Annotated in this window: 10 protein-coding genes; 7 read left to right on the top strand and 3 right to left on the bottom strand. The window is 46.0% G+C overall.

The annotated features are described in order from the left end of the window. The first annotated feature begins 173 nt into the window (after positions 1-173). The 7 genes from QUB70_RS27425 to moeB all read left to right on the top strand — a co-directional run bounded on the left by QUB70_RS27425 (position 174) and on the right by moeB (position 6,617). Positions 174-989: an inositol monophosphatase family protein gene (locus QUB70_RS27425; RefSeq protein WP_332984687.1), complete on the top strand. Its 816-nt coding sequence runs from the start codon at positions 174-176 to the stop codon at positions 987-989. Positions 990-1,089: 100 nt separating this feature from the next. After that, positions 1,090-2,034, top strand: coding sequence for a J domain-containing protein (locus QUB70_RS27420; RefSeq protein ID WP_332984686.1), 945 nt, complete (start codon positions 1,090-1,092; stop codon positions 2,032-2,034). A gap of 225 nt (positions 2,035-2,259) precedes the next feature. Further along, entirely contained in the window at positions 2,260-3,495 is a 1,236-nt protein-coding gene (locus QUB70_RS27415; RefSeq protein WP_332984685.1) for an ATP phosphoribosyltransferase regulatory subunit, read from the top strand. A gap of 144 nt (positions 3,496-3,639) precedes the next feature. Beyond that, complete coding sequence (locus tag QUB70_RS27410) at positions 3,640-3,867, top strand: indolepyruvate ferredoxin oxidoreductase subunit alpha (RefSeq protein WP_332984684.1); 228 nt, start codon at positions 3,640-3,642, stop codon at positions 3,865-3,867. Positions 3,868-4,013: 146 nt separating this feature from the next. Next, positions 4,014-4,622 carry a Uma2 family endonuclease gene (locus QUB70_RS27405; protein ID WP_332984683.1) on the top strand — a complete coding sequence of 203 codons (609 nt, stop codon included), beginning with the start codon at positions 4,014-4,016 and terminating at the stop codon, positions 4,620-4,622. A gap of 263 nt (positions 4,623-4,885) precedes the next feature. Continuing rightward, positions 4,886-5,365, top strand: a complete 480-nt coding sequence (locus tag QUB70_RS27400) for a M67 family metallopeptidase (protein WP_332984682.1) — start codon at positions 4,886-4,888, stop codon at positions 5,363-5,365. A 79-nt stretch (positions 5,366-5,444) separates the two neighbouring features. Then, positions 5,445-6,617, top strand: a complete 1,173-nt coding sequence (moeB, locus tag QUB70_RS27395) for a molybdopterin-synthase adenylyltransferase MoeB (RefSeq protein WP_332984680.1) — start codon at positions 5,445-5,447, stop codon at positions 6,615-6,617. Positions 6,618-6,778: 161 nt separating this feature from the next. Here moeB and QUB70_RS27390 read toward each other — a convergent pair whose 3' ends face one another. From QUB70_RS27390 to QUB70_RS27380, 3 genes are all read right to left on the bottom strand, one after another. Then, positions 6,779-8,329: a hypothetical protein gene (locus QUB70_RS27390; RefSeq protein WP_332984678.1), complete on the bottom strand. Its 1,551-nt coding sequence runs from the start codon at positions 8,327-8,329 to the stop codon at positions 6,779-6,781. Then, positions 8,316-8,681, bottom strand: a complete 366-nt coding sequence (locus QUB70_RS27385) for a hypothetical protein (RefSeq protein WP_332984677.1) — start codon at positions 8,679-8,681, stop codon at positions 8,316-8,318. Before QUB70_RS27385 ends, QUB70_RS27390 begins: the two co-directional genes overlap by 14 nt. Positions 8,682-8,935: 254 nt before the next feature. Further along, positions 8,936-11,830: CHAT domain-containing protein (locus QUB70_RS27380; protein WP_332984676.1), on the bottom strand; the 2,895-nt coding region annotated here is incomplete at its 5' end.

Below are 11,830 nucleotides of genomic sequence, written 5' to 3'. Positions count from 1 at the left end.
GATTCCGCTCAAAGTCCCCCTTCTTAAGGGGGATTTAGGGGGATCGAAATATGTGCAACTTCACATTAAATTGGTATAACAACTAACAACTAACAACTAACAACTAACAACTAACAACTAACAACTAACAACTAACAACTGACAACTGACAACTGACAACTAACAACTAACAAATGACAGATAATCAACTGCAAAACTTCTTAGAAATAGCCACCGAAGCAGCCCTAGCCGCCGGTTCAGTCCTGCAATCTTTCTGCGGAAAATTAGAAAAAATTCAAGAAAAAGGCCGATCGGGCGATTTAGTCACAGAAGCCGACAAAGCCTCAGAAGCCGTCATCTTAGAAATTCTGGGCCGCCACGTACCCGACCACGGCATCCTCGCCGAAGAATCCGGCAAATTAGGGAATGCCAGCAGCAAATACCTGTGGGCGATCGACCCTTTGGACGGTACAACCAATTATGCTCACCAATATCCTTTTTGGGCCGTGTCGATCGGACTTTTAATCGACGGCATACCACAAATTGGAGTAGTTTACGACCCTTTTCATAACGAATTGTTTCGGGCAGGCAAAGGATTGGGAGCAACTTGCAACCGGAGGCCGATCGCAGTTTCCCAAATCTCAGAATTGAGAACCAGCTTGCTAGTAACCGGCTTTGCGTACGATCGGCGCGAAACAGCAGACAATAACTATGCCGAATTCTGTCATCTGACTCACCTCACCCAAGGCGTGCGGCGCAGCGGTTCGGCATCCCTAGACCTCGCACACCTCGCGATGGGGCGATCGGACGGATACTGGGAACGGGGACTCGCCCCTTGGGACGTAGCAGCCGGTGTACTCATCGTCTCCGAAGCGGGAGGTCAAATTACAGCTTATGACGGCAGTGCCTTTGAGATGAACTCGGGTCGCGTTTTGGCCACAAACGGCAGAATACACGCCGAACTCAGCGGCGCACTGCTAGCAGTTCCTCCCTTATCTTCTTGGAAGTAGCGCCCCCAGCAATAGATCGGGGGTAGTACGGGGGTCAGAACCCCTTGACTCAGGCTACATTAAAGAATAGTGAAAAGCCAGGAAAGGAAGAGTAAAAGTTATGTCTTTTGAAATGACAAAAGGGCTGTTCAAGTATGACTTTACAGATCAGCACGCAATTTTGGGAGTTCCCTTAGACGCAGAGTATAGCGAGATCCGCAAGCGCTACACGAAAATCGCCCGCCGCTTGCATTCGGATACTTGCTCTTTTGAAGACCAAGCCGATAAAGATTGGGCTAACCAATTTTTGTCAAAAGTGGTCAATCCGGCTTACAACAAATTCTCTAAGGAAAGCGATCGCAAAGAATACAGCCTGCTATTAGCAGCTATAGGCAAGCGCGTTCTTAAAGAACAGGCGAAAATGCAAATTGAAAGCGAAGCAGCCAAACAGTTAGCTACCGCTAAAGATTTGGAAGAAGCTTACAAAACAGCAGTTAGCAAACTCGCTCTCAAGCAGTACGAATCAGTTGCAGAAACCCAAGATGCGATCGCTCAAATTAGCGAACTCAACATGGTTTACCTGCTGCGAAAAGAGCGCCTTGGCGGTGTTGGGGTTGCAGCCGGTTCATCTGCAAAAGCCGCAACCCCAACTAGCACAGAAAAAAAAGCAGCAGAAAAAAAAGCAGCAGAAAAAACAGCCACCGTAAATCCCACGCCGCCTCCTCCGCCAGTCGAACCCCCAGACTCGCAGACCGAAGCCTATTGCCGCCGAGCTCAAGGATTTATGGACAGCAAAAATTACGCTAAAGCAAGTTTGGAGTTGAGGGAAGCGCTGAAGCGCGCTCCAAAACACAGCAAGGCTCACGCTATGTTAGCAATGTGTTACTTTGAACAAAATCAAGCCACAATGGCGAAACTTGAGATGAACAAAGCTTTGGCATCAAATCCTGAAGAACCGACGGCTTTGGAGGTTAAGAAAAAGCTGGAACAAGCTGCCGCAAAAGCCAAAAAAGGTGAGGAGAAACCAGGATTTTTTGCAAGTTTGTTTGGCGGGAAGAAGAAGTGAGAAGTTGTCAGTTGTCAGTTGTCAGTTGTCAGTTGTCAGTTTTGAATCGTTGAAAAGATAATAGGGTGGTTTCAAGCGCCCGGTCTTCTGAACCCAAGCGTATTATTGACACCTTAATTTGTTAAAGTCGAATGTTAAGCTTGTCTGGTTCGACTTTAACACCGTCCCCTAAAGCTAAGCTTCTAAGCCCAATCTAAAATCTAAAGTCTAAAATCTAAAATTGATATGGTTCATCAACCCCCATCCGGTGCAAGAGATTTATTGCCCCTTGACGTTGCTCAAAAAATTTCGATCGAACGGCGCTTGCAGCAGGTTTTTCACCGCTGGGGCTATCACCGGATTATTACTTCAACTCTAGAAAGGCTGGAGACTTTGATGGCTGGGGGCGCGATCGACCGATCGACCTTAATTCAACTCCAAGACGCCGAGGATGGAGAACTCGGCTTGCGGCCGGAATTGACAGCATCTATCGCCCGCGCGGCCGCAATGCGGATGGCCGGGACTCGCTGGCAGCCGCAGCGACTCTACTACAACGCCAACGTGTTCCGCAAAGGCCCCGATACAGGCTCAGGCGGGCAACAGGAGTTCTATCAAGCTGGGGTAGAGCTGCTGGGCGCGGGGGGGACGGTTGCGGATGCGGAAGTGCTGCTGCTGCTGTCTGAGTGCTTGCAGAGCTTGGGAATTGATGGCTGGCATTTGGTTTTGGGAGAAGCGGGCTTGACTGCAAGATTGCTGGAACCGTTTCCGCCAAACGTGCGCCAAAAAGTTCGGGGGGCGATCGCCAATCTCGATCGCATAGCCTTGGAAACTTTGCCGCTGTCAACGGAATTGCGAGAAAGAGCTCTGCTGTTATTTGACTTGCGCGGCCGCCCAGAAGAGGTGTTGCCAATTGTTGCCAAACTCGATTTAGATTTGCCGCAGCAAGCCGCGTTAAACAATCTCAAATCTGCGATCGAACTACTGTACCAATGTCAATCAAAAATCCCCAATCTCAAATCTCACATTCACCTGGATTTGAGTTTAATTCAAACATTTGACTACTACACTGGAATTGTGTTTGAAGTTGTCAGCAGCAGCAAGAGTGGACAGCGAGTTTTAGGACAAGGAGGACGCTACGACCAACTGTTGGGACTGTTCGACCCCCAAGGGCAAAATTCCCCCGGCATCGGGTTTTGTCTGAATATTGAAGATTTGCACCAAGTTTTGCTGACAGAGGGGCAATTGCCCACCCAGACGCCAGCTAGCGACTGGTTGGTTGTTCCTCAAACTCCTGAAGCTAGTGCCGCCGCGTTTGATTATGCTCGCAAACTCCGAGAGTCTACTCACCTAGTTCGGGTGGAAATAGATTTGGAGAGTCGGGAGACGGAGGAGGCGGCGCGGGAATACGCGCGCGATCGACGAATTGCTCAAATTGCTTGGGTAAATGCCGAAGGATTGCCAACAATTGAAACGGTAAATTAGGCTAATTGGTAATTGGTAATTGGTAGTTGGTAATTGGTTAAAAATCACCCGATATGATATTATGTATCCTGCCGATCGAGAGAAGGTTTTGCCAATTGCTAATTGCTAATTCCCTATCTACCTAAAATTTTTTGAGAGAACACTATGGCACACACTATTGTTACGAATATTTGCGAGGGAGTTGCTGATTGCGTTGGCGCTTGTCCGGTTGCTTGCATTAACCCGGGCTCCGGCAAAAATGTCAAGGGTACTGATTGGTTTTGGATTGATTTTGATACCTGTATTGACTGCGGCATTTGTTTGCAGGTGTGTCCTGTGGAAGGTGCGATCGTTCCAGATGAACGCCCTGAGTTGCAGCAAACTCCGACTTGATTGCATTAATTAATTTTATCTGTAAGGTGCGCTGCGGCGCACCATACATTTTTTTTTACCGCAGAGGGCGCAGAGGACACAGAGAAGAAGAGTGAGAAAGAGCGGAAAAATCTAATGTTTAGATATTTAAGTGCAGGTAATTAATTATGTTACTTTTAGATCCAAAAACTCTCGAACCTGCTACCGAACAGCGCATTATTTTATATGATGTGACTTGGGAACAATACGAGCAACTTTCTGATATGTTTGTCGATGAATTCCCCAGGATGACGTACTTGGAAGGAACGTTAGAAATTATCATGACGACTTCGCCAGAACACGAAAGGCTAAAAACAATTATTGCCCGGTTGATAGAAACCTATGCGGTTGAAAGGCTAATTAATCTCAACGGTTACGGAAGTGCTACATTTCGCCGCGAAGCTGTGAGACGGGGTGCCCAAGCAGACGAGTGTTACTGTTTAGGTTTACTTCCAGAAGTCCCGGATATTGCGATCGAAATTGCTCTAACTAGCGGCGGTATTGACAAACTGGATGTGTATCGCGGTTTGCAGGTTCCTGAAGTCTGGTTTTGGGCTAACGATCGATTTTCTATTTACCGCTTGCGGGAGTCGGGTTATGAGTTAATTTCGAGGAGTGAATTTTTGCCTGAGTTAGACTTTTCTGTATTGGGTCAATATGTAGGATATGTTAACCAGACTGAAGCTGTCATTGCTTATAGAACTGTTTTGCAAACAGCTACAGGAATGTCAAATTAATAGACATCTCTAGAAAAGCCAGTATTGAACAGGCAAGATGCCTGTTCCACAATTTAAAAAAAGCCCGTGAAGCGTAGTTATCCCGCTTTTAATCGCACTTTACAATAAAATCTACAATAGACCTCTTGTAAAAATAACTAGGACGGGCTCTCCGGCCCATCCCACAAATTTTTTTTTCTTGTGGAATGGGCCGGAGAGCCCGTTCCAGAATTTGATTAAAAGGATTTTTGCAAGAGGTCTAATAAAATCTACAATAATATCTCATGCAGCCGATCGCACTTTCCGACTCTCACATTTTATCCATCCGCACCCACGCCGAAAGCGCTTATCCTGAAGAATGCTGCGGTTTGTTGCTCGGTCGAGTTACTGGCGGTGTTAAAACTTTAGTAGAAGTTTGGCCGACTCACAATGCTTGGAGTGCGGAAGCCCAGGAGAATTGGCCGGAACAAAAAGAATTGACAGAAAGACGCAGATATGCTATAAGTCCCGAAGATATGTTGCGGGCGATGAAACATGGGCGCGATCGCACTCTGGATATTATCGGTATATATCATTCTCACACGGATTGTCCCGCAGTGCCCTCAGAGTGCGATCGGGCATTGGCCTGGGCCCAATACTCTTACATCATTGTGTCCGTCCGACAAGGCTGTTCGGAAGACCTCCGCAGTTGGAGTCTTGACGGAGATGGAAACTTCCAAGCAGAGGAAATTCTCGCACAGGAACCGACTGAGATTAAGAAATAATTAGTAAAAATAACAAACACGTAAAAAGGCGAAAGATTCAGATAGGATATAATTCTAAATCGGCGCTACACACAATATCATGCTAAATCCTAATCTGGACGAGATCCAGCTCAACAAACAAGAATACGAACGCTACTCTCGCCACCTGATCCTGCCAGAAGTTGGATTGGAAGGGCAGAAGCGTCTCAAAGCTGCCAGCGTGCTCTGCATCGGTACGGGAGGACTGGGTTCGCCGCTGCTGCTGTATTTAGCAGCAGCCGGTGTTGGCCGCATTGGGATTGTAGACTTTGATATTGTTGACCATTCCAACTTGCAGCGGCAGGTAATTCACGGCACTTCTTGGGTTGGGAAACCGAAGATTGAGTCGGCTAAAAATCGGATTTTAGAAATAAATCCTTTTTGCCAAGTTGATTTGTACGATACTCGCGTTAGTTCGGAAAATGCGATCGCCATTGCGACTCCCTACGATATTATTATCGATGGTACGGACAACTTTCCGACTCGCTATTTGATGAACGACGTGTGCGTGCTTTTAAACAAGCCCAACGTCTACGGTTCCATCTTCCGATTTGAAGGGCAAGCAACAGTTTTCAACTACGAAGGCGGCCCGAATTACCGCGATTTGTACCCCGAACCCCCACCTCCTGGGATGGTTCCTTCTTGTGCGGAAGGCGGCGTTTTAGGCGTTTTGTGCGGAGTTGTCGGTTCTATCCAAGCAACGGAAGCTATCAAAATTATCTTGGGTCAAGGCACTACTTTGAGCGGCAGACTGTTGCTTTACAATGCCTTAGATATGACGTTCCGGCAATTGAAATTGCGGCCGAATCCAGTGCGTCCGGTAATTGAAAAGTTAATCGATTACGAACAATTCTGCGGCATTCCTCAAGCAAAAGCGATGGAAGCGCAAGAACAACAGCAAATTTCTGAGATGACTGTCACCGAACTTAAAGAGTTAATCGACAGCGGTGCGAAGGATTTTGTATTGTTAGATGTTCGCAATCCTAACGAGTATCAAATTGCTCAAATTCCTGGGTCGGTTTTGGTTCCTTTGCCGGATATCGAACACGGCGCAGGTGTTGCCAAAGTCAAGGAATTGTTGAACGGACACCGCTTGATTGCACACTGCAAAATGGGCGGCCGTTCTGCGAAAGCCTTGGGCATTTTGAAGGAAGCTGGAATTGAGGGGATTAATGTTAAGGGCGGGATTACTGCTTGGAGTCAAGAAGTAGACTCGTCTGTACCTCAATATTAAGATCAATCTTTTTCTGGGCGGGTGATTTGCCCGCCCGGAACCGGGATGATGAGACTTCTTGCACTCATTCCCAAACAATCTCAAAATTATCTGCGTTTATCTGTGTTTATCTGCCTTAAATCTGCGGTTTCCGTATTAATCAAGGATTTATGAAATCTTGTCTATTGCGGCGGTAACTGCTTATTTTTACCGAGTAGATTCTTGAATTTACCTAGTAGATTCTTGGAATTTGCCCCCAACATAACCAAAGACCAAACCACAACCCCCGCGCCGATACTAATCAACAATACCAACGCAAAAGAATTAATTCCCACCTTCAGGAAAGGCAAATAAACCACCTGATTCGGCGGGTCTTGTTTAATCAAATAAGGAGAACTGCCAGCCACTACCCCGGCTACTCCCAAACCAAAGCCGACAGCTTGAATCGTTACCTCTAATTTTGCATCCCGATAAGCTTCTTCTATGGCGACAACTCCTCGAATTGCTTCCATTGCTTTGTCTAGCAAGCCGGTGCCGTGTTTGAAGTAGCCTAAGTCGGCTTTGATTTGTTCTTGAAACTGCGGGCAGGTTTCTTTGCTGAATAATTCTAAAAAGCTTAAATCGCAATCAGTATCATTGTACTTCTTGCTTGATTTTAAGTCAAGACTTATTTGATTTAATTTATTTTGGTAATTTTTGGCATTAATTGCGATCGTATTTTGCCGAAATTCCAAGTCCATCAGCAACCGCGCATACTTCACAGCGCGGGGCGGCATCTCGATTGTCTGACGTTCCAGATGTTCTAGTTCCTCTTGTTTTAAACCCGCACCTTTCAATTGCCGCTGATGGGCTTTGTCCTGCTGCAAATACTTAAAAGTCGCGTCGATATCCAGTTCAATTTGTTTGTATTCCTCGCGAGTCACCAAGTAAGTTTTGCGGGTATCGTGATAGGCGCGGAGAATCTTATTGCGGAACAGAAACAACTCGACAAAATCGCTGTACCGCGTCTCATCCCAGATTTCATCAGTTGCAGAACTGTTGAAAAACCACAGTATAATGTGGCATTCAGTATCTTGCCGACTGGGGTGGCCGTATTCTAAAATCGGGCTGCCGAATAACTCGCCTTGACGGTAAAAACTCGGCTGATTGTCACCGGAAATGAATTTTTCTAGACACTGTTTGCCTAAAGATTGGAGAAACTGCGAATCTTCCCGCGCCGCTTGATTTTGTTCTACACTCAGCCAAGCTGTAAGCAGCAGAGTTTGCCCGAAATAGCTTTGCACAAAATCCGGCAGCAAGCAGTTATCGGGATTAAATTCCTTGAAGATGCTAACATCGACAGCGGGCGTTTTATTGCCGTCAACTTTTTCGGGAACGCGAATTTGCAAACCCAAGGCATAGCTGTCATCAATCCGCAGCGGTTGGGCAAAACCTTTGAGATTTATTTGCTGGTTGTCAAGGGAAATATTCTTAGCAAAAGCGAGAGAATTTCGATTGCCGACAACTTGTTTGTTAATTAGTTCAACTCGCCATCCGAGAGGTTCATCTTTTTTGGGTAAATAGCTACCGTTGAATGCTTTACCCACTGCTAATTTAGTTTGCAATATCTCGTGGCACTTTTCCCACAGTTTGGCGAATTCTTCAGGGGAAATCGACTCGGATTCTAGGGGTTTGCAGAGGTGATAGGCAAATAGATAGACGTTGGGGGCATAGATTTTACTATTTTGAGTCATTGTCTGTATTTGATTGATTCTCTGCATCGAGTTCTTTTTGAAGTTTTTTGTAGCTATCTTCAATGCTTTGACGCAAAACTTGAGTGATATTGGTTAGCGGCTGCATTGTAGTTGGGGTGGGTTCGCCTCCATCGTCGATATCTTTCCGCACTTTATCTCTTAAAGTTTCTCCCAATCCATGATTGGCGCACCACTTGCTGATAGTCATGGCAATGGGAAATAATTCATCATCGGCTGATTCTGTTATTTCTGTCTCTAGTTTGGGTAAATCTTGCCATGCTGTCGGCATGAAAATGCTGGGATTTTCGGCCAGCCATTTGAGAAAGATAAGGATCACTTTTTCTGGTTCCATTGTAATTACTCCCGTGATTAAAAAACATAAATTCGTAGGGGCGGGTTTCACCAACCATAATCGCCTGAAATCGACAATCTCAAAAACCCGCCCCCACCCTACGAAAAATCATCATCTACATCTTAACATTCGATGCAAATTTCAGATTGATGTGGGTTATTGGTGGGGTGGGGGCGGGTTTATCTAGATTGTTGGTCATCGTTATATATTGTTTGTAAAACCCGCCCCTACAAAATGCTGATGGCACACCTAACTTAATATCCCGTAGCACAGAATGCCGCCCAATACTTGGGATGGCTAAACGGCTGTTCCTCTGGGTATAATACTAACCACAGTTCCACACTTTGTCCAGATTTTTTATCTAAATTTAAGGATTTAACCCAAACTTCAAAATCCTCGCGGCTGACTGCGCGCATCCAGTTTTGGGCGCAGTTCAAAGCGACTGCTACTGAAATTTCATGTTGCAATTCCTGATAAAATTTTATCATTAAAATCGCCGTCGCAAAATCATCGACAGACCACAATGTGCTGACAACATTCATACTCCCAGCATACAAGAAGCCGCTGGGTAAACCGATGTATTCATCTGTCATTTCTGTTGAACTGGTTAACCCGGTTTCGCAGGCGGAGAGTGTCACGAGATTGCACTTACTTAACTCTAAATCGGCAAAGATTTCTCGCAAGGTTAGGCATTTTTCCGGGATGGCTTTTCGCCCGCTTCGCATTGTCACATAGCGCGGAGTTTCGACCCCATCCTCTTGAAGCCCCCCCTTAGCAAGGGGGGGTTGGGGGGGGTTAATTTCGGGGATTTGCGGCGGGTTAATTTCCGAGGTTGATTCGATGGAATCGGCTAGGGCTAGTAGGGATAGCAGCGGATAGTCAAAGTTAAAGACTCCGTGGCAGGAAAAGTGGATGTAGCTGGCATTGGAGAGATTTTTGAGGTTTTCGTTGAAGGCGATTTTTGTGGCTTGTTGTTTGATTAATATGTCGTGGGGATTGAATCTTTGTTTAATAATTTCTACTTCCATGTCGGCGTTTGATAAATCTTCGGTGGGATTCTGAATCGCAAATAATGGCTGCAATTCGGGGGCGGGAGATGTGCGGGTTTTGCTGCGGTTTTGTACGAGTTGCAGCAGTTGCAAACTGGGGGCGTATTTCACGCCGTCGGGGAAGCAGTCTAGGAGGTATTTCGTAGGGGCTGTGCCCCCGTGCCCGCCTTCTGATGTGAATGGTAGGGCGTGGAGGGGGAATAAATGTAGGTAGCGGTGAGGTACTAATATTAGTTGGTGGCAATCATTGGGGATTTTGGCGACTATCTCGTTTAGCCGCAAGATTTCGGAGAGTTTTTGGAGTTTGTCGGATAAGGTTTGTTGCCAGATTTTTTGTTTGGCTTTGTCGCGGTATTCGTTGAGATAGTCGTTTTTCCAGGTTTCTAATTCGGCTAATTCGGCGGCGGTGATTGGTACTAAGTCTATTTTGTTGTGGGTGATGATGAAGGCTGATCCCCCCCAGTCTTCGTTGTTAAAGTTGGAGTTGCCGATGTACCATTCTACAATTGCTGTTTCTGTATCTAATGTTTGCTGGAATTCGGCGATGTTTATGGGTTTGACTGCTTGGGTTAAAACAAATTCGGGTTCGCGCTGTTTTATCTGTTGCAGCAATTGTTCTAATTGCTGCAATGCTGTTGCTAAGTTGTCTGTTTGTTGTTGCAGTGATTCGGGGCTTAGATTGCGGGTTTGAGTTGCGCGTTGTGTGTCTGAGTCTTCGGGAACCCCCCCCGGCCCCCCCTTGGTAAGGGGGGGAGGAAGAGTGGGAGTTGGTGTTGATGTTTCTAGGGATTGTTGGGCGGCGGCGATTTGGCGGCGTAAGTTTCTGAGTTGCTGTTTCTCGGTTTCGGTGGCTGTTTTGGGATAGATTTCGCTGTTGGTGAAGAGTTCGACTAGGTAGCGGGATTTGCTGCGTTCTACGGTTTGGACTGCTTTGTGATATTGTTTGTGGTTGATGCAGGATTTCATCATCTTTTCGTAGATGTTGAGGTTTTCTTCGATGATTTGTCGTTTGCGGGTTTGGGATGTTACCCACTCGCGGCTTTGTTCGACTGCTTCGATGGCTTTTTCGTAGCCGAAGATGGCTGTTTCCCACAAACTTTCGTCAAATCCTAAATTACCTAAGTTCCGCCCTGTTTGCAGACAGTCAAGGGGTAAGGTGGTGGGAGTGCGAACTTCTAAAGCTGCTTTATGAGATTTGATCGCCCTTTCTAAATTATCACCCCTGTCTCCCTTGATTCTGTATAAGTAAGCAGTTGCCAAATTATTTTGAGTCGTTGCCCAATTTTCGGGAAAAGCTGGGCGGGTGATAACTTGTAAAGCAGCTTCATAAAAGGCGATCGCCCTTTCTAAATTCTCACCCCTGTCTCCCTTGATTCTGTCACAGTAAGCATTTGCCAAATTATTTTGAGTCTGAGCCCAATCTTGGGGAAAAGCTGGGCGGGTGCGAACTTGTAAAGCAGCTTCATGAAATGCGATCGCCCTTTCTAAATTATCACCCCTGTCTCCCTTGATTCTGTTTCTGTAAGCTTCTCCCAAATTATTTTGAGTCGTTGCCCAATATTCGGGAAAAGCTGGGCGGGTGTAAACTTGTAAAGCTGCTTCATAAAATGCGATCGCCCTTTCTAAATTATCACCCCTGTCTCCCTTGATTCTGTATAAGTAAGCAGTTGCCAAATTATTTTGAGTCTGAGCCCAATCTTGGGGAAAAGCTGGGCGGGTGCCAACTTGTAAAGCTGCTTCAAAAAATGCGATCGCCCTTTCTAAATTATCACCCCTGTCTCCCTTGATTCTGTTTCTGTAAGCTTCTCCCAAATTATTTTGAGTCGTTGCCCAATATTCGGGAAAAGCTGGGCGGGTGTAAACTTGTAAAGCTGCTTCATAAAATGCGATCGCCCTTTCTAAATTATCACCCCTGTCTCCCTTGATTCTGTATAAGTAAGCATTTGCCAAATTATTTTGAGTCATTGCCCATTTTTCGGGAAAAGCTGGGCGGGTGCGAACTTGTAAAGTAGCTTCATAAAAGGCGATCGCCCTTTCTAAATTATCACCCCTGTCTCCCTTGATTCTGTATAAGTAAGCATTTGCCAAATTATTTTGAGT

It is taken from the genome of Microcoleus sp. A003_D6 (genome assembly GCF_036702825.1).
GTDB lineage: Bacteria > Cyanobacteriota > Cyanobacteriia > Cyanobacteriales > Microcoleaceae > Microcoleus.
This window is presented reverse-complemented; position numbering and strand designations above follow the sequence as displayed.

Excerpts from the sequence above, each read along its gene's own strand:
- QUB70_RS27425 (WP_332984687.1), top strand. The coding sequence starts at position 174 with ATGACAGATAATCAACTGCAAAACTTCTTAGAAATAGCCACCGAAGCA.
- QUB70_RS27420 (WP_332984686.1), top strand. The coding sequence starts at position 1,090 with ATGTCTTTTGAAATGACAAAAGGGCTGTTCAAGTATGACTTTACAGAT.
- QUB70_RS27415 (WP_332984685.1), top strand. The coding sequence starts at position 2,260 with ATGGTTCATCAACCCCCATCCGGTGCAAGAGATTTATTGCCCCTTGAC.
- QUB70_RS27410 (WP_332984684.1), top strand. The coding sequence starts at position 3,640 with ATGGCACACACTATTGTTACGAATATTTGCGAGGGAGTTGCTGATTGC.
- QUB70_RS27405 (WP_332984683.1), top strand. The coding sequence starts at position 4,014 with ATGTTACTTTTAGATCCAAAAACTCTCGAACCTGCTACCGAACAGCGC.
- QUB70_RS27400 (WP_332984682.1), top strand. The coding sequence starts at position 4,886 with ATGCAGCCGATCGCACTTTCCGACTCTCACATTTTATCCATCCGCACC.
- moeB (WP_332984680.1), top strand. The coding sequence starts at position 5,445 with ATGCTAAATCCTAATCTGGACGAGATCCAGCTCAACAAACAAGAATAC.
- QUB70_RS27390 (WP_332984678.1), bottom strand. The coding sequence starts at position 8,329 with ATGACTCAAAATAGTAAAATCTATGCCCCCAACGTCTATCTATTTGCC.
- QUB70_RS27385 (WP_332984677.1), bottom strand. The coding sequence starts at position 8,681 with ATGGAACCAGAAAAAGTGATCCTTATCTTTCTCAAATGGCTGGCCGAA.